Source organism: Pantoea sp. M_9 (assembly GCF_008631385.1).
GTDB classification, from domain to species: domain Bacteria; phylum Pseudomonadota; class Gammaproteobacteria; order Enterobacterales; family Enterobacteriaceae; genus Pantoea; species Pantoea eucrina.
The window spans coordinates 632,596-655,711 of the sequence record NZ_VWUF01000001.1 but is presented as its reverse complement, the minus strand read 5'-3'; the positions used below and the strand labels follow the sequence as shown (position 1 = coordinate 655,711).

At 56.1% G+C, this 23,116-nt stretch carries 19 protein-coding genes, 2 tRNA genes and 1 riboswitch; of the genes, 9 read left to right on the top strand and 12 right to left on the bottom strand.

Annotation, left to right across the window (positions count from 1 at the left end):
* Positions 1 to 47 precede the first annotated feature (47 nt).
* The 5 genes from yeiB to mglC all read left to right on the top strand — a co-directional run bounded on the left by yeiB (position 48) and on the right by mglC (position 6,312).
* Positions 48 to 1,208 carry a DUF418 domain-containing protein YeiB gene (yeiB, locus tag F3I15_RS02960; protein WP_150016490.1) on the top strand — a complete coding sequence of 387 codons (1,161 nt, stop codon included), beginning with the start codon at positions 48 to 50 and terminating at the stop codon, positions 1,206 to 1,208.
* 141 nt (positions 1,209 to 1,349) lie between these two features.
* Positions 1,350 to 2,390 carry an HTH-type transcriptional regulator GalS gene (gene galS, locus F3I15_RS02955; RefSeq protein ID WP_150016489.1) on the top strand — a complete coding sequence of 347 codons (1,041 nt, stop codon included), beginning with the start codon at positions 1,350 to 1,352 and terminating at the stop codon, positions 2,388 to 2,390.
* 307 nt (positions 2,391 to 2,697) lie between these two features.
* Entirely contained in the window at positions 2,698 to 3,693 is a 996-nt protein-coding gene (mglB, locus tag F3I15_RS02950) for a galactose/glucose ABC transporter substrate-binding protein MglB (protein WP_071668025.1), read from the top strand.
* A gap of 69 nt (positions 3,694 to 3,762) precedes the next feature.
* On the top strand, positions 3,763 to 5,283 hold the full coding sequence (mglA, locus tag F3I15_RS02945; RefSeq protein ID WP_071668024.1) for a galactose/methyl galactoside ABC transporter ATP-binding protein MglA: 1,521 nt from the start codon (positions 3,763 to 3,765) through the stop codon (positions 5,281 to 5,283).
* Between the two features lie 18 nt (positions 5,284 to 5,301).
* Positions 5,302 to 6,312, top strand: coding sequence for a galactose/methyl galactoside ABC transporter permease MglC (gene mglC, locus F3I15_RS02940; protein WP_039385433.1), 1,011 nt, complete (start codon positions 5,302 to 5,304; stop codon positions 6,310 to 6,312).
* 67 nt (positions 6,313 to 6,379) lie between these two features.
* Here the strand turns inward: mglC and sanA are convergent, their stop codons facing one another.
* The 8 genes from sanA to metG form a co-directional block, all read right to left on the bottom strand.
* Complete coding sequence (gene sanA, locus F3I15_RS02935) at positions 6,380 to 7,099, bottom strand: outer membrane permeability protein SanA (protein ID WP_094111868.1); 720 nt, start codon at positions 7,097 to 7,099, stop codon at positions 6,380 to 6,382.
* A 131-nt stretch (positions 7,100 to 7,230) separates the two neighbouring features.
* Complete coding sequence (locus tag F3I15_RS02930) at positions 7,231 to 8,928, bottom strand: NAD-dependent malic enzyme (RefSeq protein ID WP_150016488.1); 1,698 nt, start codon at positions 8,926 to 8,928, stop codon at positions 7,231 to 7,233.
* Positions 8,929 to 9,085: 157 nt separating this feature from the next.
* Positions 9,086 to 9,982, bottom strand: coding sequence for a cytidine deaminase (cdd, locus tag F3I15_RS02925; protein WP_150016487.1), 897 nt, complete (start codon positions 9,980 to 9,982; stop codon positions 9,086 to 9,088).
* A gap of 124 nt (positions 9,983 to 10,106) precedes the next feature.
* A complete protein-coding gene (locus tag F3I15_RS02920) occupies positions 10,107 to 10,799 on the bottom strand; it encodes a CidB/LrgB family autolysis modulator (RefSeq protein ID WP_150016486.1) in 693 nt (230 codons plus the stop codon).
* On the bottom strand, positions 10,792 to 11,178 hold the full coding sequence (locus F3I15_RS02915; RefSeq protein WP_150016485.1) for a CidA/LrgA family protein: 387 nt from the start codon (positions 11,176 to 11,178) through the stop codon (positions 10,792 to 10,794). The genes F3I15_RS02920 and F3I15_RS02915 overlap by 8 nt, the downstream gene beginning before the upstream one ends.
* A 140-nt stretch (positions 11,179 to 11,318) precedes the next feature.
* Positions 11,319 to 13,304, bottom strand: a complete 1,986-nt coding sequence (locus tag F3I15_RS02910; RefSeq protein ID WP_190314882.1) for an autotransporter outer membrane beta-barrel domain-containing protein — start codon at positions 13,302 to 13,304, stop codon at positions 11,319 to 11,321.
* Between the two features lie 327 nt (positions 13,305 to 13,631).
* Entirely contained in the window at positions 13,632 to 14,420 is a 789-nt protein-coding gene (locus F3I15_RS02905) for a hypothetical protein (protein WP_150016483.1), read from the bottom strand.
* A 502-nt stretch (positions 14,421 to 14,922) separates the two neighbouring features.
* Positions 14,923 to 16,956 (bottom strand): methionine--tRNA ligase, encoded by a 2,034-nt coding sequence (metG, locus tag F3I15_RS02900; protein ID WP_150016482.1) that lies wholly within the window; start codon positions 16,954 to 16,956, stop codon positions 14,923 to 14,925.
* 162 nt (positions 16,957 to 17,118) lie between these two features.
* On the opposite strand from metG, the gene apbC reads away from it, so the two are divergent.
* On the top strand, positions 17,119 to 18,231 hold the full coding sequence (gene apbC / locus F3I15_RS02895) for an iron-sulfur cluster carrier protein ApbC (protein WP_150016481.1): 1,113 nt from the start codon (positions 17,119 to 17,121) through the stop codon (positions 18,229 to 18,231).
* Position 18,232: 1 nt separating this feature from the next.
* On the opposite strand, the gene F3I15_RS02890 is transcribed toward apbC, so the two are convergent.
* The gene (locus tag F3I15_RS02890) at positions 18,233 to 18,679 is read right to left on the bottom strand and encodes a GNAT family N-acetyltransferase (protein WP_150016480.1); all 447 of its coding nucleotides are present in this window, start codon (positions 18,677 to 18,679) and stop codon (positions 18,233 to 18,235) included.
* Between the two features lie 261 nt (positions 18,680 to 18,940).
* Between F3I15_RS02890 and ahpC the strand changes: the two genes are divergently transcribed.
* Together ahpC and ahpF are read left to right on the top strand one after the other, a co-directional pair.
* Positions 18,941 to 19,504, top strand: a complete 564-nt coding sequence (gene ahpC / locus F3I15_RS02885; protein ID WP_039385421.1) for an alkyl hydroperoxide reductase subunit C — start codon at positions 18,941 to 18,943, stop codon at positions 19,502 to 19,504.
* A 71-nt stretch (positions 19,505 to 19,575) separates the two neighbouring features.
* On the top strand, positions 19,576 to 21,144 hold the full coding sequence (ahpF, locus tag F3I15_RS02880; protein WP_071668018.1) for an alkyl hydroperoxide reductase subunit F: 1,569 nt from the start codon (positions 19,576 to 19,578) through the stop codon (positions 21,142 to 21,144).
* Between the two features lie 56 nt (positions 21,145 to 21,200).
* On the opposite strand, the gene F3I15_RS02875 is transcribed toward ahpF, so the two are convergent.
* Positions 21,201 to 21,404, bottom strand: a complete 204-nt coding sequence (locus F3I15_RS02875) for a hypothetical protein (protein WP_150016479.1) — start codon at positions 21,402 to 21,404, stop codon at positions 21,201 to 21,203.
* A gap of 190 nt (positions 21,405 to 21,594) precedes the next feature.
* Positions 21,595 to 21,691: riboswitch (TPP riboswitch) on the top strand.
* Between the two features lie 69 nt (positions 21,692 to 21,760).
* Between F3I15_RS02875 and thiD the strand changes: the two genes are divergently transcribed.
* The gene (gene thiD / locus F3I15_RS02870; protein WP_150016634.1) at positions 21,761 to 22,561 is read left to right on the top strand and encodes a bifunctional hydroxymethylpyrimidine kinase/phosphomethylpyrimidine kinase; all 801 of its coding nucleotides are present in this window, start codon (positions 21,761 to 21,763) and stop codon (positions 22,559 to 22,561) included.
* A gap of 71 nt (positions 22,562 to 22,632) precedes the next feature.
* Here the strand turns inward: thiD and F3I15_RS02865 are convergent.
* Both F3I15_RS02865 and F3I15_RS02860 read right to left on the bottom strand, forming a co-directional pair.
* A tRNA-Asn gene (locus F3I15_RS02865) sits at positions 22,633 to 22,708 on the bottom strand.
* Positions 22,709 to 22,835: 127 nt separating this feature from the next.
* A tRNA-Asn gene (locus F3I15_RS02860) sits at positions 22,836 to 22,911 on the bottom strand.
* Positions 22,912 to 23,116 lie beyond the last annotated feature (205 nt).

Sequence of the window (23,116 nt, the reverse complement as noted above, 5' to 3'; positions counted from 1 at the left end):
CCCCCAGGCGGCCCCGGTGCCGCCTTTTTTGATGGCTGAGGGCCGCAATGCAACGCTACCAGGCGCTGGATTTTATTCGCGGATGCGCGGTTCTGGGCATTTTGCTGCTCAATATCACCGGCTTTGGCCTGCCCTCAGCCGCCTATCTTAATCCCGCCTGGCAGGGCAGCGTTACGCCGCAGGATGCCTGGACCTGGGCGATACTGGACGGGCTGGCGCAGCTGAAATTCCTCACGCTGTTTGCACTGCTGTTTGGCGCCGGGCTGGCGCTGCAGATCCCCCGCGGTAAGCGCTGGATCAGCACGCGCCTGACGCTGCTGGTGCTGCTCGGGTTTATCCACGGCGTCTTCTTCTGGGAAGGGGATATTCTCCTCGACTACGGGCTTATCGGCCTGATTATCTGGCGTCTGCTGCGTGAGGTGCCCTCTGAGCGTGCGCTGTTTCAGACCGGCGTGCTGCTCTATCTGGTGGGCTGTGCGGTGCTGCTTATCTTCGGGGCGATCTCCGGTAATCAGAGCAGCAGCGGCTGGCAGCCGGGCGCCGCTGCGCTGGAGTATGAAAGTTACTGGAAGCTGGTGGGCGGCTGGGAAGCGGTGCGCAACCGGCTCGATCTGCTCGCATCGGGGCTGATGGCGCTGGCATCGCAGTATGGCTGGCAGCTGGCGGGGCTGATGCTGATGGGTGCCGCGCTGCTGCGCTGCGGCTGGCTGACCGGTGAGTTCAGCCTGCAGCACTACCGGCGCGCCGCACTGCTGCTGCTGACGACCGGCTGGCTAATTGCGGTGCCGGGTATCGTTGCGCAGTGGCAGCTGCAGTGGGCACAGCGCTGGACCAGCTTTTATCTGCAGGTGCCGCGCGATCTTGCCTCTCCTTTTATCAGCCTCGGCTATGCGGCGCTCTGTCTCGGCTTCTGGCCTGCGCTGGCGCGTAACCGGGTGTGCGGCCTGATTCAGGGGGTGGGGCGCATGGCGCTGAGCAACTATCTGTTACAGACGCTGATCTGTACCACGCTTTTCTACCGGTTTGATCTCTTCCTGCATTTTAACCGGTTACAGCTGCTGACGCTGGTGCCCGTTATTTGGACAGTCAATCTTCTCTTCTCAGCGCTCTGGCTGCGCTATTTTCGTCAGGGGCCGCTGGAGTGGCTGTGGCGCTGGCTGACGCAGCGTCTCTCTGCAACCGGCACCGCAGTACCGCCTGTCAGATAATGACCTGCATCACAAAGATCGCATAAAGCAATGTAACCGTTTTCATTGATGTGAGCTGTTTCACGTAGCTGAAGTCTGCGGCCTGACACTATAGCGCTATTACGCGCCCGTCGCGTCTTTCAGCCTTTGTGGAACCGCTGCATGATAACGATTCGTGATGTCGCCCGACTGGCGGGAGTTTCTGTTGCCACCGTGTCGCGCGTGCTCAATAACAGCAGTGCAGTCACCTCTGATACCCGCGACGCCGTGCTGCAGGCGGTAGAATCGCTGGGCTATCGTCCGAACGCCAACGCACAGGCGCTCGCCACCCAGGTCAGCGACACTATCGGTGTCGTTGTCATGGATGTCTCCGATCCCTTTTTTGGCGCGCTGGTGAAAGCGGTGGATACCGTAGCACAGCGGGTGCACAAGCATGTTCTCATCAGTAATTCCTGGCATCAGGAAGATAAAGAGCGGCACGCCATTGAGGTGCTGATCCGTCAGCGCTGCAATGCGCTGGTGGTACATGCGAAAACGCTTTCAGACGCTGAACTCATGCAGTTTATGGATCAGGTGCCGGGAATGGTGCTGGTTAACCGGGTGATCCGCGGCTACGAGCATCGCTGCGTCTGTCTCGACAATGTAACCGGTGCGCAGGTCGCTACCCGCATGCTGCTGCAGCAGGGGCATCAGCGTATCGGCTATCTCAGCTCCAGCCACCCGATTGAAGATGTGGCCCAGCGCCGCGATGGCTGGCTGCAGGCGCTGGCAGAGCAGCGTATCCAGCCGGCAGAGGCGTGGATCGCTCATGCTGAACCTGACATGCAGGGCGGTGAAGCCGCGATGGTGGAGCTGCTCGGGCGCAATCTGCATCTGACTGCCGTGTTTTCCTATAACGATGGCATGGCGGCTGGCGCTCTGACGGCGCTGAAAGATAACGGCATTCAGGTGCCGCAGCATTTTTCTGTCATCGGTTTTGATGACATTCCCATTTCACGTTACACCGATCCCCAGCTGACAACCGTACGCTATCCCATTGTTTCTATGGCGAAACTGGCAACAGAGCTGGCGCTGAAAGGTGCAGCCGGCGAGCTGGATCCCCAGGCATCGCACTGTTTCATGCCTACGCTGGTGCGGCGTCACTCAGTGGCCCAGCGACAAATTGTGGAGTCGATCACTAATCCAGGCGATAGCGCCATGTAACCGTTTCCAATATGTGATTACATTCACAGTTAATTACCAGACCGCTCACTATGATGGCAGCGTCTTACCGGACTGAAACATCATGAAACGCCGGGTCACGCCTCTCCGGACAGGTTTCAGTAGCCGATTGAAATGGTTCACAACACTCTTCAGGAAGCGGTTACGTACAGGGAAGTCAGGATAGGGAGAGCGGTCCGGCTAACGCCCGCGCCTGCTCCAGAATGATAGCGTTTCAACCGACTGCGTTCGCTGCCCGCAGGCAGCAGGGCGCAATGAAATACCCTGCATAATTAAAACCGGAGATACCATGAATAAGAAGGTTTTCACGCTCACAGCACTGGTTGCCAGCATGATGTTTGGTGCAACTGCGCACGCCGCCGATACCCGCATTGGCGTGACCATTTACAAATATGATGACAATTTCATGTCAATGGTGCGCAAGGATATCGAGAAAGAGGCGAAAACGCTGGGCGGCATTCAGCTGCTGATGAATGACTCGCAGAATGACCAGTCCAAACAGAACGACCAGATTGACGTGCTGATGGCCAAGGGCGTGAAAGCGCTGGCGATTAACCTGGTAGATCCGGCAGCGGCAGCGGTAGTCATCGACAAAGCCAAAGCCAATGACGTACCGATTGTGTTCTTCAACAAAGAGCCGAACGCCAAAGTGCTGGCGAGCTATCCGAAAGCCTATTATGTCGGTACAGACTCGAAAGAGTCAGGTATCAAACAGGGCGAGCTGATTGAGAAGCACTGGAAATCGACGCCAGCCTGGGATTTGAACAAAGATGGCCAGATTCAGTTTGTCCTGCTGAAAGGCGAGCCAGGCCACCCGGATGCTGAAGCGCGCACCAAATATGTTATCGACACCCTGAACAAAGATGGCATCAAAACGCAGCAGCTGGCGATGGATACCGCAATGTGGGATACCGCTCAGGCGAAAGATAAAGTCGATGCGTGGCTCTCCGGTCCGAACGCTAACAAAATTGAAGTGATCATTGCCAACAACGATGCAATGGCAATGGGCGCGGTTGAAGCGCTGAAAGCACACAACAAATCAAGCATTCCGGTGTTTGGCGTCGATGCGCTGCCAGAAGCGCTGGCGCTGGTGAAATCGGGCGCGATGGCGGGTACCGTGCTGAACGATGCGGAAAACCAGGCGAAAGCCACGCTGGATATCGCGAAGAACCTGGCAGATGGCAAAGAGCCGACCGCGGGCACTAACTTCAAGATGGAAGATAAAGTGGTTCGCGTGCCTTATGTCGCCGTAGATAAAGAGAACCTCTCTCAGTTTGCGAAGTAATCTATTCCGGGCGCGGCAATTTGCCGCGCCTTATTGCATCTGCATACGCTTTTTTTAGCCAGGTAAATTATGGCCAGTGAGAATCCGACCACACAGCGTGAATATCTGCTGGAGATGACGAATGTCTCGAAATCATTTCCAGGGGTGAAAGCCTTAGATAATGTGAATTTGAAAGTGCGGCCGCACTCCGTCCATGCCTTAATGGGTGAAAACGGCGCCGGAAAATCGACATTATTAAAGTGCTTATTTGGCATCTATAAAAAAGATACGGGGAGTATTCTTTTTCAGGGCCAGGAGATTGACTATAAAAGCTCCAAAGAAGCGCTGGAAAATGGCGTCTCAATGGTGCATCAGGAATTAAACCTCGTGCTGCAGCGCAGCGTGATGGATAATATGTGGCTGGGTCGCTACCCGCGTAAAGGGCCATTTGTCGATCAGGACAAAATGTATCGCGATACCAAAGCGATCTTTGATGAACTCGATATTGATATCGATCCGCGCGATAAAGTGGCGAATCTTTCTGTATCGCAGATGCAGATGATTGAAATTGCCAAAGCGTTCTCCTATGACGCCAAAATAGTCATTATGGATGAACCGACCTCTTCGCTGACGGAAAAAGAAGTTAACCACCTGTTTACGATTATTCGTAAATTAAAAGATCGCGGCTGCGGTATTGTCTATATCTCGCATAAGATGGAAGAGATCTTTCAGCTGTGCGACGAGATCACCATTCTGCGCGACGGACAGTGGATCGCCACTCAGTCGCTGGAAGGGCTGGATATGGATAAGATCATCGCCATGATGGTGGGCCGTTCGCTTAATCAGCGCTTCCCGGATAAGAGCAACGTGCCGGGTGAGGTGATTCTGGAAGTCCGCAACCTGACGTCACTGCGTCAGCCCTCAATTCGCGATATCTCATTTGACCTGCATAAAGGGGAGATCCTCGGTATCGCCGGGCTGGTGGGTGCCAAGCGTACCGATATCGTTGAGACGCTGTTCGGCATTCGCGAGAAGTCGGGCGGAACTATCCGGCTGCACGGCAAAGCGATCAACAACCACAGTGCAAACGAGGCGATCAACCACGGTTTTGCGCTGGTTACAGAAGAGCGTCGCTCCACCGGGATCTACGCCTATCTCGATATCGGCTTTAACTCGCTTATCTCCAATATTAAAAAATATAAATCCAGCATCGGCCTGCTCGATAATAAACGTATGAAGAGCGATACCCAGTGGGTTATTGACTCGATGCGGGTAAAAACGCCAGGTCACCATACGCAGATTGGCTCGCTTTCAGGCGGTAACCAGCAGAAAGTCATTATTGGCCGCTGGCTGCTGACCCAGCCGGAAATATTAATGCTTGATGAACCCACGCGCGGTATTGACGTGGGGGCTAAATTTGAAATTTATCAGCTGATTTCAGAACTGGCCAAAAAAGAGAAGGGCATTATTATTATCTCCTCAGAAATGCCAGAGCTGCTGGGTATAACCGATCGTATTCTGGTCATGAGTAACGGTCAGGTAGCCGGTATTGTCGATACAAAAACGACCTCGCAGAATGAAATCCTGCGTTTAGCGTCATTACACCTTTAATGAAGCAAGGGCTTTAAAATGAAAGCGACTACTAAAAAGAATGCGCTAACCTGGTTAAAAGAGGGCGGTATTTACGTCGTCCTGTTTGTTCTGCTGGCGATTATTATTTTCCAGGATCCGACATTTTTAAGTTTAATGAACCTGAGTAACATCCTGACGCAATCGTCGGTGCGTATTATTATCGCGCTGGGCGTGGCCGGGCTGATTGTGACTCAGGGTACTGACCTCTCCGCCGGGCGGCAGGTAGGACTGGCGGCGGTAGTGGCGGCGACGCTGCTGCAGTCAATGGATAACGCGAACAAGGTTTTCCCGCATCTGGAAACCATGCCGATTCCGCTGGTTATTCTGGTGGTGTGCATTATCGGTGGCGTGATTGGCCTGGTAAACGGCGTAATCATCGCGTACCTCAAGGTAACGCCGTTTATTACCACGCTGGGTACGATGATCATCGTGTATGGTATTAACTCACTCTACTACGATTTTGTCGGTGCCTCGCCGATTGCCGGCTTCGACGCGGGCTTCTCCACCTTTACCCAGGGTTTCCTGCGCTTTGGTGACTTCAAGCTCTCGTTTATCACCTTTTACGCCATTATCGCTATCGTGTTTGTCTGGATTCTGTGGAACAAAACCCGCTTCGGTAAAAACATTTTTGCGATTGGCGGTAACCCGGAAGCGGCGAAAGTCTCAGGCGTTAACGTGCCGTTCAACCTGATTCTGGTCTATGCCCTGTCAGGGGTGTTCTATGCGTTTGGCGGTCTGCTGGAAGCGGGCCGTATCGGCAGCGCCACCAACAACCTCGGCTTTATGTATGAGCTGGATGCGATTGCGGCCTGCGTGGTGGGCGGCGTCTCCTTCGCCGGCGGTGTGGGTACGGTCGCAGGCGTCGTGACCGGGGTAATTATCTTTACCGTAATCAACTACGGTCTGACTTACATCGGCGTGAACCCTTACTGGCAGTACATCATCAAGGGCGGCATCATTATCTTCGCCGTGGCGCTGGATTCACTGAAATACTCGCGCAAGAAATAAGATTGAGGTAACGGAAAAAGGCTGCGCTGGCGCAGCCTTTTTTTATGGCTGCCGGCCGCAGCAAAGGCTATTTACGCAGCTTCTCTTCCAGCTCCAGCAGCTGTTCAGGCGTGACCGCCGGATAGCTCTGCGCATCTTCCGGCACCGTATGCACTGCCGGAATCGGCACCAGCGGTCCGAGAAAACGCGGCTCGCGCTTCATCAGATAGAGATCGGCCATGGCACCCAGCCGGGCACCGACTTCGCGTGCGCGCACCGACAGCATATTTTTCGGCGAGGGCACGGCATAGCACTGTGCCTGAATGCCAAGGTGCAGCGCAATGTAGAGCGCCCGCTCGCAGTGAAAGCGCTGGGTGATAATAATGAAGTCGTTGGTGTCAAACACCTTGCGCGTGCGCACAATGGAATCGAGCGTGCGAAAACCAGCATAATCCAGCACGATATCGGCCGGATCGACACCTGCTTTAATCAGATCGCGTCGCATGGTGGCAGGCTCGTTATAGCTCTGCTGGGCGTTGTCGCCGCTCAGCAGCAGATAGTTAACTTTACCGCTGTTGTAGGCGTTGAGCGCGCCCTGCATGCGATAGAGGTAATACTGATTAATGACGCCGGCACGATAATATTTCGCGGTGCCCAGTACCACGCCAACCTGGCGATGCGGCAGCGAAGCGACATCTTCATAGATAAACGGCGCGGTTTTCCAGCTGATCCAGCGATCAAGGCCGAGCGCGGTCGCTACCATCGCTAAGATGATGATGATCAGAGCAAAGAAAACGCGTTTCAGCATGCGCGCGGCAACTCAACAGGCAGGATTCAGGGTGCTTCAAGGCTACTTGAGCCGGGGCGGCTAAGCAAGCTCACCCCGGCTGGCTGATGTTTTTTTCAGCAGCGTCGGATCGAAATCCGGCGCTGAGGCGATCAGATAGAGGTACGGCGGTAGTGACGATACTGCGGCAGCCAGAAGTTGTTGTGAACCGCTTTGGAGAGCACATCCTCCGACGTTACCACGGCAACGCCAGCCAGCTGCGCCGCTTTGCCCACTTCCATCGCGATCAGTTTGGAGACGCCCTGAATATCTTTGATCTCCGGCAGGACCGGACCTTCGCCGTCGTTAACCAGCGGCGAGCAGTCAGCCAGCGCGCGGCTGGCGGTCATCAGCATGGAATCGGTCACGCGCGTTGCGCCCGCGGCAATCACGCCGAGTCCGATGCCCGGAAAGATATAGGAGTTATTGCACTGGGCAATCGGATAGGTTTTGCCTTTCCAGGTCACCGGTGAGAACGGGCTGCCGGTGGCAACCAGCGCGGCACCGTCGGTCCAGGCGATAATATCCGCCGGCGTCGCTTCCACGCGTGACGTCGGGTTAGAGAGCGGCATCACGATAGGGCGTTTGCAGTGCTTGTGCATCTCGCGAATGATCTCTTCGGTAAACAGGCCTGGCTGGCCCGATACGCCGATCAGAATATCGGGCTGCGCGTTGCGCACCACATCCAGCAGCGAAATCGTGTCGCTGGTGACGTCCCAGGCTTTCAGGTTGTCACTTTTCTGCACCAGCTTGCTCTGGAAGTCGAGCAGGTTTGGCAGCTTGTCGGTAAGCAGACCAAAGCGGTCAACCATCATGACGCGCGAACGCGCTTCATCATCGCTCAGCCCTTCCGATTTCATCTGCGCAATAATCTGTTCAGCAATACCGCAGCCTGCAGAACCGGCGCCGAGGAAAACCACTTTCTGCTCGCACAGGCGGCTGCCTGCGGCGCGGCTGGCGGCAATCAGGGTACCAACGGTAACAGCTGCAGTGCCCTGAATATCGTCATTGAAGCAGCAGATCTCATCGCGATAGCGCTGCAGCAGCGGCATGGCGTTCTTCTGCGCAAAATCTTCGAACTGCAGCAGGACGTTTGGCCAGCGACGTTTCACCGCCTGAATAAATTCATTCACAAACGACTCATACTCTTCGCCGGTAATGCGCGGATGGCGCCAGCCCATATAGAGCGGGTCGTTGAGCAGCTGCGGGTTATTGGTTCCGACATCCAGTACCACCGGCAGGGTGTAAGCCGGACTGATGCCGCCGCAGGCGGTATAGAGCGACAGTTTACCAATCGGAATACCCATGCCGCCGATGCCGAGGTCGCCCAGACCCAGAATGCGCTCGCCATCCGTGACCACAATAACCTTAACATTCTGCTTGGTGGCGTTCTGCAGCATGTCTTCGATGCGATCGCGATTGTTGTAGGAGATGAATACGCCGCGCGCGCGACGGTAAATTTCAGAGAAGTGCTCGCATGCCGCGCCCACGGTCGGGGTGTAGATAATCGGCATCATCTCTTCCAGATGATTATCCAGCAGGCGGTAGAACAGGGTTTCGTTGGTATCCTGGATATTGCGCAGATAGACGTGCTTGTCGTTGTTGTTTTTGAAATCCAGGAACTGACGCCAGGCGCGCTCCGCCTGCTCTTCAATGGTCTCAACCGCATCCGGCAGCAGACCATTAAGATTAAATTCGTTTCGCTCTTCCAGAGAGAAGGCGCTGCCTTTATTCAGCAGCGGAAATTCCAGCAGAATCGGACCCGCATAGGGGATATAGAGCGGGCGTTTACTTTCGTACTCGAGTTCCATGCAATGTTTGCTCCGGTTGCAGTGTTTGCTGACGTATCGCTACGAAAAGGTCACGCCAGATCTGATTATTGTAAAGGTCTGGCGCCCGATCCTATGAAAATTCCGGCAGATGTACAGCTTTTGTTAACAGCAGGTCACAAAAGCGGTAAAAGGATCACTAAACGGATGTTTTTGAAACTAAAGTAATCGTCAGCTCGCGGCAGCCGAGCGCGGCCAGCGTCGCCCGCGTGGCGTCCGCCTGCGTCAGCGTACCCTCTGCAGACTCAGCCAGCGCCGCGCGGCGGATAGCTTCCAGCGGTTCATGATGCATATTCATCAGGATCAGCGCGGCCTGCAGCGGCGGCAGGCTCGGATTGAAGGCGGCATTCTCTGCATAGCGGCCGCTGTAAATGGCGCCGCTGCGGCTCTCCAGTGCCACGCCGCTGTAGCTGAAGCTGTAAGGCGCATGGCTCTGGCTGGCAGCCCGGATCGCCGCCTGCTGCAGGGCATCGCCGGCAGGGGTAAAGGCGTGGTCAACCGGCGTCATCAGCCGTTCGGTAATATTGAGGTCAGCAGGACCAAATGCATCGGGCAGGTAGTGGGCCAGCGTGTTCACGTCACGGCCCGGCAGACTGATGCGGATCGCCGTGCCGCTGTTCAGCTCATTCATAAACTGACGACAGTGGCCGCACGGCGTGTAGTTAACCGTAATGGCCTCGAGCCCGTTTTCACCGCGCAGCCAGGCGTGGGTAATCGCGCTCTGCTCAGCGTGCACCGTCTGCTGCATTGTGGCACCGCGAAACTCCATATTCGCCCCAAAATACCAGTGGCCGCTGACGCCGCGTGCGATAGCGCCAACGTTAAAGCGGGAGAGCGGGGCAACCGCACAGCAGGCGGCAAGCGGCAGGAGCGCCAGCGCCAGCGCATCCTCTTCCAGTCCGGTCGCCTGCTGCAGCGCTATCCGCTCATCGGGGCGGAGAACGCCGTGAAAATCGGGCGCGTCCAGCAGCGGCTGCAGCGCCTGCTGCAGGGGTAACGGCAGGTCGGAGAAAGCGGAGGAGAATCGTGGGTGCATGGTATCAGGCCTCATTAACTCATCAGCGGCGGTGCGCCGCCTGCTGAGTTATATGTGATCCATGTCGCTATGACAATGTAAGCTCATTGAGTTGTTTCAACTTTGCGAGATCTCTCGCAAACTTTCAGCCAAACCACGCCAGCAGCAGCGGAAAGATAAACGGCGCCAGCAAAGAGGTGATGATGCCGCAGATCACCAGCGCCAGCGAACTGAACGCCCCTTCCTGATAGTCGAGTTCCGCTGCGCGCGCCGTGCCCAGCGCGTGTGACGCGTTGCCAATTGCCAGGCCACGCGCTGCTTTGCTACGGATGCGCAGCAGGTTCAGCAGCATGTGCCCGAATACGGCACCAAATACACCGGCGATCAGCACGCAGATAGCGCTGATAGCCGGAATGCCGTGCAGTGAGGCGGAGACCGCCATGGCGATCGGTGTGGTGACCGACTTAGGCAGCAGCGTCGCGGCGATTTCCGGTGTGGCGCCCAGCCACAGCGCCATTGCGGTACCAGAAACCATAGCCGTCATGCTGCCGATAAAGCAGACGCTGATGATCGTTTTCCAGCGCGCGCGGATTTGATGCATCTGCTCATAGAGCGGCAGCGCCAGCGCCACGACCGCCGGCTGCAGCAGCTGATTCAGCAGAGCGCTGCCGGCAAAATAGCGCGTGTAAGGCGTATGCGTCAGCAGCAGCAGCGGGATAATGATCGCCATGGCCACCAGCAGCGGATTAATCAGCGAGATTTTGAGCTTTGCGGCCAGCCAGCGTGCCGCAAACCAGGCCGCCAGCGTCAGCGGCAGGGACCACCAGACGTCACTCATGCGGCTGCTCCGGTTGCGGGCGCTGCAGGCGTTCAGCGCTGAACCCCACTACCACCAGTACCATCAGCGTACTGGTCAGGCAGGAGACCACAATCGGGCCAAACTGCGCGGAGAGCACATCGGTATAGCTGATAACGCCGACGCTTATCGGCACAAACAGCAGCGCCATATAGCGGATCAGCAGCTGGCAGCCGGGCTTGACCCAGTGGACCGGCAGGATCTGCAGTCCGAGCAGTAAAAACAGCAGCAGCATACCGATAATACTGCCAGGGATAGTAAACGGAAGCAGGGCGGCGAGCGCGATACCGGCATAGAGCGCGGCATAGATAATCGTAAAGGCGCGCAGATAGCGCCAGCAGGCAGTTAACACGTCAGGCATCTCCGGCGTCTGTTATCGGTTTACATCATACGCATTACGTGCTTAGCGTGCCAGACGTCACAAAAGCTGGCGCTGAACCAGAAGCTCAAAAAAAGGAGCCCGGGTCCGCAGCGGTATGCAAACGGTGTCCGGATCCGTTGTCAGAAGCGATAGCTGACGCTGATGGCCGCGTGAGTATCAGACCAGCCGTTGTTACCCACCTGCTGACCAACAGTGCCTTTCAGGCCGAGACCACCGCCCAGCGCACCATCCACGCCCACGCGCGCTTCGGCAATATTGCGACTGCCCTGTTGTGAGACCACGACATCATCCATGCGCACCGCGTATTCACGACTGTTGTGGATCCAGTTGGCTTCGGTGAACAGGCTGAAGCGGCGGCCGTTGCGATCGTCCTGCGCGGCATGGCTCTTCATAAAGGCTTTAATGCCCAGGCTGCTGCTGACGTTATCCTGACCGCTGCCTTGCACCAGCGTGCCGTTGCGCTCGGTATGGTCATCAGCTTTAATACCCGACCAGCCGATGCGCGCCTGCGGCTGCAGAAAGAAAGCACGACGTTCGCTCTGGGCCAGCCGAATAACGTAGCCGGAAGAGAGCGAGGCGCTAAACCCTTTAGAGCGATAAGATTCACCCGCTTCATCCTCCCCCTCTACCTGATTGTTAAACCAGCTATACTGCAGCGTGCTGTCCGCCCACAGGCCTTTTTCATCGGTCCTTTCTGCAAACCAGGTACCATATATACCGGTGGTATAGCCATTGATCTGGCCGCGGGCGCGGTAGCCGGTGATCCCGGATGCACTATTGCTTTTGCTGTTGCCATAGCCCGCCATCAGGCCGACGCGGGCAGCGTCAGTAGCGGCAATATCGCCGCCGAGCAGGGTCACTACGCTGTTGGCGCGGGTACGTAGCTGGCCGTCACCGGCGTGCTGACGATTATGATCGCCGGAGACGCGCAGCCAGAGTGACGTGTACTGCTGTTCGCCGGTCAGCGGATCGAGGTACCAGGTGCCCTGACGTTCGCTCATACGGGTATCGAACAGCGTAGATGCAGTGGCGAGGTTAGCAGCATAAGCGCCGCCTTCCGGGCGTAGTACTGCCACGCTTTCCCCGCCGCCGCCGTTATCACCGCCACCGCCGTTGTCACCGCCGCCGCCGTTGTCACCGCCGCCGCCGTTATCACCGCCGCCGCCGTTATCACCGCCGCCGCCGTTGTCACCACCACCGTTGTCGCCACCGTCGCCGATAATCGGCAGGCCCGTTTCCAGATTAACGCGATTGGTCAGGTACCAGTTTTTATTACCGCGCAGCAGGCGATATTCATAGGCGCCCGCTACAATGCGTCCCTGCTGACGGAATGCGCTGCTGTCGGCGCTGCCCTGCACTTCAATCAGCTCAATGCCGTTATAGGTTTGCGCGCCACGTCCGCCAAGGTTATTCACGGCGATATTGGTGGTACCGCTGGCATCGCCGGTGACCACCAGCCGATCGGTACGGGCATTGTCATCATCAAGCTCGGTGCCGAATATCAGAGTGCCGTCGTTACCGGTGTAATTACCATCGACGGTAAGGACATTACCGGCAGCGGCGCCGGCAAGCCGGATAGTACCGGCATTGGTGGTGTCGCCCAGCGTCTGACGGTAGCCGTTCAGATCCAGCTCACCGTTGCTGCCAATATTCCATGCGGAGGCTGTGCTAAAGGTATTGTCTCCACCTGCCCGCAGAGTCCCCCCCGTTACGGTAGTGCTCCCTGAGTAGCTATTGAGGCCAGAGAGTGTCGTTACCCCGGATGTCACCACGACATCCCCTGTACCGGTTACAGGCGAAGCAAAATTATAATTCGCATCGGTGTGGTTAAAATTCACCAGTGCGCGCGAGGTGGGTGAGGAGGCGAGCGTAATCTGCCTGGCATTGACGCGCCCGGCGCTATCGGCAACATAACCGTTGATATTGCCTACAGAGAGCATTGAGGGCGCAGTGGTACTATTACCGCTTATTAAAAGGCTATCAGCTGCCAGCGTGGCCCCGTTCTGTACCAGTACTATGCCGGTACTCGCCAGCTGTCTGGCCACCGCTAGCGTGGTGCCGTTCAGTAACAGGTTACCGCTATTATTCACGCTGCCTGCCGACACGGTTGCGTCGTTCAGAATTTGTAATGTTCGAAGGTTAGTAAGCTGATTAGTGATCCGCAGAGCAGTATTATTACCACTGACGCTAAACACCGGGCCATTATTATATACCGTACCTGCTGTAACACTGGCGCCGTCGGTAAACCGAATCTGACCGTTATTATTACTGAGCGTATCAGCACGGAGCGTTGCGCCTGACGCAACCGCCAGCGTGCCCCGGTTAACCAGCCCGTTTATCACATTCAGTGTGACACCGCGCCCGGTAACGGTCAGTGCGCCGCTGCCATCATAGCCATTCGCGATATTAACCCGGGTGCCGGCAGCCGCACCCTAAACAATAACCTTACCGCCATTATTCGTTATTGATCCAATCTGCTGGCTGTAACCATTGGTATCCAGCGTGCCTTTAGAGCGAATTTCAAATGTGGCATTCTGCCCCAGTGCATTTGGCGCGCCGGCAAGCAGCGTCGCATAGTTTTGTGTCCAGCCATTATCGATCAGGTAGGAGCCTGAGAAGTTACCGCTCTTTGCCAGCGTGGTCGTGCCTTCCCGGGCAAAAATGGCTCCCTGCCCGGACGCGTTGCTAAGAATACTGGCATCGAAAATATAGTTACTGCTGTTATGTACAAAGAAAATTTTTGATGTATCCGCCAGCGTCAGGGTTGGAATAGCGACTGTTCCAGGTGCGATAGCATCTCCAATAATATTATTATTGCCAATCACCATAATTGATGCCAGGCGCAGCAAAATGTTGTTTGCATTTAACACCGCACCGTTACTGACGCCAATCGACACATCGGTATCTGTGATGATTGTGCCAAGCGTTGCGCGCGTACCGGTTCCTGACAGTACCAGATCTCCTTCACCTGCAAACCTCAGGCTGTTAGCCGTAAGCTGGCTGCCGCTGGTGATAAACATACCGCCAACGCCGGGTGACGTTTCAGTTGCGGTGATATCGTTGCGGGCATCAATCCAGTCAGCACCGTTAGCGGGCGGGGATGAGGTGGTGCCCGTAACGTTACCCTGATAAATAATGGCGGCAAATACGGTGCCCGGAGTGGTTACAGCCCCGGCAATAGCAAGCGCCAGTACAGAGAGGTTAAACGATTTATGGCTCATGATTCCGGGTCCTCTAATGTCGATACGTTATGAGCTCCAGTCTGAGCCGGGATATTTTGCTGCGAGGGTTAATGCTGCTGACAGGAAAACGGTATTCAATAGTAATTCCCTGTTAAAATATAGCAGGAAATAAAATAGTTAAAACGTTTCATTATATTAAAATAAAAACAGAGGCTTGGAATGGAATTATTATTTTTTTGCACTTTCAGCTAAATTTTTTCGTGTAGAGGATGTTCGGTTTTCGGTACGACAGATATATTCTTACTTTGTTTTCAAATCAGATAATCAGCATGTCATAATAAAACAGAATAGTTATATGATTTTATCTTCAGAAACAATCTTGTATTTGCAAGGCAGTTCACAGGCTTATGCTATAACTGGCGTTAGCGCAAACAGGTTGTTCTTAGGCTGCATTGCAGAAAATTGATTATCTGGCTGTATCGCGTTGTCTGAGTAATGGGATTAAAAAAAAGCCCTCTCAGAGGAGAGGGCTGAAAAGCGATTACTTAACCGGCATGCCTGGCTGTGCGCCGCTGTCCACCGAGAGCACAAACAGATCGCTGCCGCCTGAGCCGGCTGAGAGTACCATCCCTTCCGATACGCCAAAGCGCATCTTACGCGGTGCCAGGTTAGCCACGATAATGGTCATCTTACCCACCAGTACCGAAGGATCGGGGTAGGCAGCACGAATGCCGGAGAAGATTTGACGCTTCTCACCGCCGAGATCGAGCTGCAGGCGCAGCAGCTTGTCTGAACCCTCAACCAGCTCCGCCTGCTCAATCAGCGCCACGCGCATATCGACTTTGGCGAAATCATCAATGGTGATGGTGTCGCCAATCGGCGCATCAGCAAGCGGGCCGCTTACCGCAGGCTGACTGGCCGCCGCCGCATCCTCTTTCGATGCCTCAATCAGCGCCTCCACTTTTGCCATCTCAATGCGGCCATAGAGCGCTTTGAAGGGCGCCACGCTGTGATTCAGCAGCGGCTGTGCGATGCCATCCCAGCTCAGTTCGCTCTGCAGAAACGCCTCGGCGCGCTCGCTCAGCGATGGCAGTACCGGCTTCAGCCAGGTCATCAGCACGCGGAACAGGTTGATGCCCATCGAGCAGATCGCCTGCAGATCAGCGTCGCGGCCTTCCTGTTTCGCCACCACCCACGGTGCCTGCTCATCAACATAACGGTTCGCCAGATCGGCCAGCGTCATGATCTCACGGATAGCGCGGTTATATTCACGGTTTTCCCACGCCTCGCCAATCTTCTCTGATGCGTCCACAAACGTCTGATACAGCGCCGGATCGGCGAGTTCAGCGGCCAGCTCACCGTTAAAGCGTTTGGTGATAAAACCGGCGTTGCGCGAAGCCAGGTTAACGACTTTGTTCACCACGTCAGCGTTAACGCGCTGCACGAAATCTTCCAGATTCAGGTCGATGTCATCAATGCGCGAAGAGAGCTTGGCCGCGTAGTAGTAGCGCAGGCTGTCGGCATCAAGATGCTTCAGCCAGGTGCTGGCTTTGATAAAAGTACCGCGCGATTTTGACATCTTCGCGCCGTTTACCGTGACATAGCCATGCACAAACAGGTTGGTCGGCTTGCGGAAACCGCTGCCTTCCAGCATTGCCGGCCAGAACAGGCTGTGGAAATAGACGATATCTTTACCGATAAAGTGATAAAGCTCGGTCGCAGAATCTTTCTGCCAGAACTCGCTGAAGTCGATATCGCCGCGCTTGTCGCACAGATTCTTAAACGAGCCCATGTAGCCGATTGGCGCATCCAGCCAGACGTAGAAATATTTGCCCGGTGCATCCGGGATCTCAAAGCCAAAGTAGGGCGCATCACGGGAGATATCCCACTGCTGCAGTCCCGACTCAAACCACTCCTGCATCTTATTGGCGACCTGCTCCTGCAGCGCGCCGGAACGCGTCCACGCCTGCAGCATTTCGCTGAACGCCGGCAGATCAAAGAAGAAGTGTTCAGAATCACGCAGTACCGGCGTAGCGCCGGATACCACTGACTTTGGCTCAATCAGCTCGGTCGGGCTGTAGGTGGCGCTGCACACTTCGCAGTTATCGCCATACTGATCGGCCGCTTTACATTTCGGGCAGGTGCCTTTCACAAAGCGATCGGGCAGAAACATCCCTTTTTCCGGATCGTAGAGCTGCGAAATGGTGCGCTTCTTAATAAAGCCATTTTCATTCAGACGCGTGTAGATCACCTCAGCCAGCTGACGATTCTCTTCGGCATGCGTTGAGTGATAGTTGTCATAGCTGATATTAAAGCCGGTGAAGTCAGTTTCATGCTCCTGCTTCATATCGGCGATCATCTGCTCCGGCGTGATGCCCAGCTGCTGTGCTTTCAGCATAATCGGCGTGCCGTGCGCATCGTCTGCGCAGATGAAGTAAACCTGGTTGCCACGCATTCGCTGGTAACGGACCCATACATCAGCCTGGATATGTTCCAGCATGTGACCAAGATGGATAGAGCCGTTTGCGTACGGCAGGGCGCACGTTACCAGTAATTTTTTAGCGACTTGAGTCATAATTTGCGTAGCTTTCCGTTAATGAAAAATCGGGGTTAGATGTTAACCGAAGCACCCTCCGGCGTAAACACAGGAGGCGCGTCGCGCTCTTTTTCGCGCTGCTCTGATATGATTGACCTTATACCGCTACATTCTGGCGTCATGATGAAATAAGGAGAGGGGATGAGTACACAATCCCGGGATTATCATTCACCTGAAGCGTTGCGTGCCGTGGTCAGCGGCGTGCTGAGCGCATTTACGCACCCTACGCTGCAGCAAAATCTCACTACGCTGAAAGCGCTGCGGCACGTGGCGCTGCTGGATGAAAAACTGCATATCGAGCTGGTTATGCCGTTTATCTGGCGCAGCGCGTTTGAGGATCTCAAAGCGCAGGTGAGCGCGGAGCTGCTGCGGCTGACGCAGGCGCGCGCGATCGACTGGCGTCTGCGTCACGATATCGCCACCCTGAAGCGGGTAAAAAATCAGCCGGGCGTGAACGGCGTGAAGAATATTATTGCGGTCAGCTCCGGCAAAGGCGGCGTCGGCAAGTCGAGCACGGCGGTTAACATGGCGCTGGCGCTGGCCGCCGAAGGGGCGCGCGTGGGGCTGCTGGATGCGGATATTTATGGTCCCTCCATTCCAGACATGCTGGGAACGGAAGCGGAGCGTCCGACATCGCCTGACGGCACGCACATGGCACCGATTATGGCGCATGGGCTCGCGACCAACTCAATTGGCTATCTGGTTACGGATGATAATGCGATGGTGTGGCGCGGACCGATGGCGAGCAAGGCGCTGCTGCAGCTGCTCAATGAGACGTTGTGGCCCGACCTCGACTATCTGGTTCTCGATATGCCGCCCGGCACCGGCGATATCCAGCTGACACTGGCGCAGAGCGTACCGGTCACCGGCGCCGTGGTAGTGACCACGCCGCAGGATATCGCGCTGCTGGACGCGCGCAAAGGCATTGTGATGTTTGAAAAAGTGGCGGTGCCGGTGCTGGGGGTGGTGGAGAACATGAGCATGCATATCTGCAGTGAGTGTGGCCACCATGAGCCTATTTTCGGCACCGGCGGCGCTGAGCGGCTGGTGCAGGATTATCACACCCGCCTGCTGGCACAGCTGCCGCTGCATATTCACCTGCGGGAAGACCTGGATGACGGGACGCCTACGGTGATCCGCCGGCCAGAGAGCGAGTTTACCACCCTCTATCGCCAGCTGGCGGGGCGCGTAGCCGCTCAGCTCTACTGGCAGGGCGAGGTGATCCCGGGCGATATCGCCTTTCGGGCGGTATAACTCACGCCGTTTCGCTGGCGCGCCCCGCCAGCGGATAGTGCATCAGCACATAGGTACCCTGTTCGCCTTCGCCGCTGGCGACGCGCTGCCAGCCGTGATGCTGGTAGAACGCCAGCGCAGCCCGGTTCGCAGCCAGACATTTCAGCGCGCCGGTTGAGGTAAAGCGTGCCGTAACCTGCTGCAGCAGCGCGCTGCCCACACCCTGACCCTGATACGCCGGGTCAACATAGAGGCTGTGCAGGAAATTGTCGTTGTCCAGAATACCGGCAAAGCCCGCGCGTTCGCCGTTTATCTCCGCTACCAGCACCGTTTCGCCCAGGATCACCGCATCAAAATCCTCCAGCTGCCACGCATCACCGTTAAGCCACGTCCAGCTGTGCCGGCGCGCGGCGAGAAACAGCGTGCGCAGAAACGGGCGATCGCTCTCCTGAAAAGATCGGATATTCACCTACGGGGTCTCCTGAATCGCAAGCATCGCTTACGGCACGCGGTCATGCGTACCAGCCTGTAAAAAAAATAGCAGTTTTGCCGCATTCTGAGAAAGCCTGTTATCGCCGCCGCTTTTCTGTGTAGAATGCCGCGGCAAGCCGCACCGGATCTGGTCTCGCTGCATTGATAGCTTTTGTTTATCTGAGTGATAACGTCTGCGTATTAGCACCTGGCCTGAAAAAACTGTAGCCTGCATCACATCTTTTTAACGGAGGTCACTATGTCAATCATTAACACCAAAATTAAACCGTTCAAAAACGCAGCGTTCAAAAACGGCGAATTCATCGACGTAACCGAGAAAGACGTTGAAGGTAAATGGAGTGTTTTCTTCTTCTACCCGGCTGACTTCACCTTCGTATGCCCGACCGAACTGGGTGACGTTGCAGACCACTACGAAGAGTTCCAGAAACTGGGCGTAGATATCTACTCCGTTTCTACTGACACGCACTTTACCCACAAAGCCTGGCACGGTTCTTCCGAGACCATCGGCAAGATTCAGTATGCCATGATCGGCGATCCAACCGGCGCGCTGACCCGCAACTTTGAAATTATGCGTGAGGCAGAAGGTCTGGCCGATCGCGGTACGTTCATCGTTGACCCGGAAGGCATCATCCAGGCGATCGAAATCACCGCTGAAGGCATTGGCCGCGACGCCTCTGACCTGCTGCGCAAAGTGAAAGCTGCACAGTACGTGGCTTCTCACCCAGGCGAAGTTTGCCCGGCTAAATGGAAAGAGGGCGACGCCACGCTGGCTCCGTCACTGGACCTGGTCGGTAAAATCTAAGTTACCTGACGCCATTCGGTCTCTTTTTTATCGGGTGCTGCGGCACCCGATTTTCTTCACAGGAACTCACTATGCTCGACACCAATTTAAAAACCCAGCTTAAGGCTTACCTTGAGAAACTAACGAAACCGGTTGAGTTGATTGCTACCCTGGATGAGGGCACAAAATCTGCTGAGATCCGTACGCTGTTAGCAGATATTGCCGCGCTCTCTGACAAAGTCAGCTTCCGTGAAGAGAACGATCGTCCGGTACGCAAACCGTCGTTTCTGATCACTAACCCAGGCAGCCAGAGCGGTCCGCGCTTTGCCGGCTCGCCGATGGGCCATGAATTTACGTCACTGGTGCTGGCGCTGCTCCAGACCGGTGGGCACCCCTCTAAAGAGGCGCAGAGTCTGCTGGATCAGGTGATGTCACTTGATACCGATCTGCACTTTGAAACCTACTACTCGCTCTCCTGCCACAACTGTCCGGATGTGGTGCAGGCGCTGAACCTGATGGCGGTACTGAATCCGCGTATCAGCCACACCGCTATTGATGGTGGCGTGTTCCAGAATGAAATTACCGAGCGCAACGTCATGGGCGTGCCGGCCGTCTATCTGAACGGCAAAGAGTTTGGGCAGGGCCGCATGAGCCTGGCCGAAATCGTCGGAAAAGTTGATACCAACGCTGATAAGCGTGCGGCAGAAGAGCTGAACAAGCGTGACGCGTATGAAGTCCTGATTATCGGCAGTGGTCCGGCAGGCGCCGCAGCGGCTATCTACTCCGCGCGTAAAGGTATTCGTACCGGCCTGATGGGCGAGCGTTTTGGTGGTCAGGTACTGGATACGGTAGATATTGAAAACTACATCTCTGTACCAAAAACGGAAGGGGCGAAGCTGGCGGGATCACTGCGCGCGCACGTTGATGATTACGCAGTAGATGTGATTGACACTCAGAGCGCCATTAAACTGATCCCCGCCGCGCAGGAAGGAGGATTGCACGCCATTGAAACCGCTTCCGGCGCGGTGCTGAAATCACGCAGCATCATCATCGCCACCGGCGCGCGCTGGCGCAACATGGGCGTACCGGGCGAAGATCAGTATCGCACCAAAGGCGTGACCTACTGCCCGCACTGCGACGGCCCGCTGTTTAAAGGCAAGCGCACCGCGGTTATCGGCGGCGGTAACTCTGGCGTGGAAGCGGCCATCGATCTGGCCGGTATTGTTGAGCACGTTACCCTGCTGGAGTTTGCCGGCGAGATGCGCGCTGACAAAGTGCTGCAGGATAAACTGCGCAGCCTGAAAAATGTCGACGTGATCCTCAACGCCCAGACCACCGAAGTTAAAGGCGACGGCAGCAAAGTCACCGGGCTGGCGTATCTGGATCGCACCACCCAGACCACGCACGAGCTGGCGCTGAGCGGCATCTTTGTTCAGATTGGTCTGCTGCCTAATACTGGCTTCCTTGAAGGCGCGGTCGAGCGCAACCGCATGGGTGAAGTGATTATCGATGCGAAGTGCGAAACCAGCCTGAAAGGCGTATTTGCCGCCGGCGACTGCACCACGGTGCCGTATAAGCAGATTATCATCGCCAGCGGCGAGGGCGCTAAAGCGTCACTCAGCGCCTTTGATTATCTGATCCGCACCCAGCCTGCACAGTAAAATCCGCTGTCCGGCCCGCGCCCCGCACCTTGCTGCGGGGCTTTTTTTGCGCTGAATCAGCCGAGCCAGCGGCGCGCTTCGCTATCGCTGAGGTCGCGGTAGTAGAGCTTATGCAGCTGTACACCACAGCTGCGGCAGCGCGCGGTGATAAAGGTAGCCTGACAGTGACGTCCGGCAGGATTCAGGACGCCGTGGCGGCTGATCTCAATCTGATACCAGCGGTGAGCGTGCGGAATAAGGTGGCGCAGCAGGTTAAGCATGATGATATCCGGCAGGGTGATCCGGCAGCAGATTAAGCATGCAGCCGCGTTGCCGCGGCTTGCGCTATATCAATAAACCGGTCACTCCAGCGCACTGTCTGCTTCTGCTACCGCGCAGATCAAGCTTTCTGCTCGCTGCGGCTTGCGTCAGGCGATCGCTTCCCCTAAGCTGCCGGTGTGTCGTAACAGACACCATGACTCGGGGTGCCCTTCTTTGTGAAGGCTGAGAAATACCCGTATTACCTGATCTGGATAATGCCAGCGTAGGGAAGTCAGATGCCTGCGCGCATTCGCCTTCCTGTACGCCTGACAGGAGCGCTATGATGACCCATCCTTCCTCTGTTTTACCGCGCGGCTTGCCCCGTATAAATGCCCTGACCATTGCCGGCACCGATCCCAGCGGCGGCGCGGGCATTCAGGCCGATCTCAAAACCTTTTCCGCACTCAGCGCCTACGGCACCAGCGTTATTACCGCGCTGGTGGCGCAAAACACCTGTGGCGTACAGTCGGTCTGTTACATTTCACCGGCGTTTGTCGCCGCCCAGCTGGATTCGGTGCTGAGCGATATCCGTATCGATACGGCAAAAATCGGCATGCTGGCAGAGAGCGCTATCGTGGAAGTGGTGGCAGAGAAACTGGCGCGCGCGCGGCTGCCGTTTGTGGTGCTGGATACGGTAATGATTGCCAAAAGCGGCGATGCGCTGCTGGCGCCGGAGGCGGTGGCGGCGATGCGTGAGCGGTTGCTGCCGCAGGTTTCGCTGATCACGCCTAATCTGCCGGAAGCCGCGGCGCTGCTGGAAACAACACCTGCCCGCGATGAGCGCGCCATGCAGCAGCAGGGGGAGGGGCTGCTCGATCTCGGCTGTGCCGCGGTGCTGATGAAAGGGGGACATCTGGAGGATGCGGAAAGCCCGGACTGGCTGATTACCCGCAGCGGACGCTTCCGCTTTACGGCCCCGCGCGTAGCGACGCGTCACACTCACGGCACCGGCTGTACCCTTTCGGCGGCGCTGGCAGCGCTGCGGCCGCGGCATGAGAGCTGGGCTGATACGGTGACGGCGGCAAAAGGCTGGCTGCAGCAGGCGCTGCTGCAGGCCGATTCGCTGGAGGCAGGAAAGGGCATCGGGCCGGTACACCACTTTCATCACTGGTGGTAGGGCGGGTGCAGCGGGCGGATAACACGCAGGCATAAAAAAAGCAGCCTTACAGGCTGCTCTTTTTAAGAATCTGGCTCCTCTGACTGGACTCGAACCAGTGACATACGGATTAACAGTCCGCCGTTCTACCGACTGAACTACAGAGGAATTGTGTGGAACGGGGCGCATAATATCGGGCAGCCTGCTGCGTGTCAAAGCCCTTTTGCAAANGCAGCGGGCGGATAACACGCAGGCATAAAAAAAGCAGCCTTACAGGCTGCTCTTTTTAAGAATCTGGCTCCTCTGACTGGACTCGAACCAGTGACATACGGATTAACAGTCCGCCGTTCTACCGACTGAACTACAGAGGAATTGTGTGGAACGGGGCGCATAATATCGGGCAGCCTGCTGCGTGTCAAAGCCCTTTTGCAAAATTTTTACTGACTGCTGAATAAACCGCCACCGCCTGACTTAATGTGAGGAATATCACCAAAGTACTGCAAGATTACAGCGGGATTTGTTGATTTTGTCGTGTGCTCCACATCAATGATCACAGATATTTCATTTCGCCATTGT

Excerpts from the sequence above, each read along its gene's own strand:
- yeiB (WP_150016490.1), top strand. The coding sequence starts at position 48 with ATGCAACGCTACCAGGCGCTGGATTTTATTCGCGGATGCGCGGTTCTG.
- galS (WP_150016489.1), top strand. The coding sequence starts at position 1,350 with ATGATAACGATTCGTGATGTCGCCCGACTGGCGGGAGTTTCTGTTGCC.
- mglB (WP_071668025.1), top strand. The coding sequence starts at position 2,698 with ATGAATAAGAAGGTTTTCACGCTCACAGCACTGGTTGCCAGCATGATG.
- mglA (WP_071668024.1), top strand. The coding sequence starts at position 3,763 with ATGGCCAGTGAGAATCCGACCACACAGCGTGAATATCTGCTGGAGATG.
- mglC (WP_039385433.1), top strand. The coding sequence starts at position 5,302 with ATGAAAGCGACTACTAAAAAGAATGCGCTAACCTGGTTAAAAGAGGGC.
- sanA (WP_094111868.1), bottom strand. The coding sequence starts at position 7,099 with ATGCTGAAACGCGTTTTCTTTGCTCTGATCATCATCATCTTAGCGATG.
- F3I15_RS02930 (WP_150016488.1), bottom strand. The coding sequence starts at position 8,928 with ATGGAACTCGAGTACGAAAGTAAACGCCCGCTCTATATCCCCTATGCG.
- cdd (WP_150016487.1), bottom strand. The coding sequence starts at position 9,982 with ATGCACCCACGATTCTCCTCCGCTTTCTCCGACCTGCCGTTACCCCTG.
- F3I15_RS02920 (WP_150016486.1), bottom strand. The coding sequence starts at position 10,799 with ATGAGTGACGTCTGGTGGTCCCTGCCGCTGACGCTGGCGGCCTGGTTT.
- F3I15_RS02915 (WP_150016485.1), bottom strand. The coding sequence starts at position 11,178 with ATGCCTGACGTGTTAACTGCCTGCTGGCGCTATCTGCGCGCCTTTACG.
- F3I15_RS02905 (WP_150016483.1), bottom strand. The coding sequence starts at position 14,420 with ATGAGCCATAAATCGTTTAACCTCTCTGTACTGGCGCTTGCTATTGCC.
- metG (WP_150016482.1), bottom strand. The coding sequence starts at position 16,956 with ATGACTCAAGTCGCTAAAAAATTACTGGTAACGTGCGCCCTGCCGTAC.
- apbC (WP_150016481.1), top strand. The coding sequence starts at position 17,119 with ATGAGTACACAATCCCGGGATTATCATTCACCTGAAGCGTTGCGTGCC.
- ahpC (WP_039385421.1), top strand. The coding sequence starts at position 18,941 with ATGTCAATCATTAACACCAAAATTAAACCGTTCAAAAACGCAGCGTTC.
- ahpF (WP_071668018.1), top strand. The coding sequence starts at position 19,576 with ATGCTCGACACCAATTTAAAAACCCAGCTTAAGGCTTACCTTGAGAAA.
- F3I15_RS02875 (WP_150016479.1), bottom strand. The coding sequence starts at position 21,404 with ATGCTTAACCTGCTGCGCCACCTTATTCCGCACGCTCACCGCTGGTAT.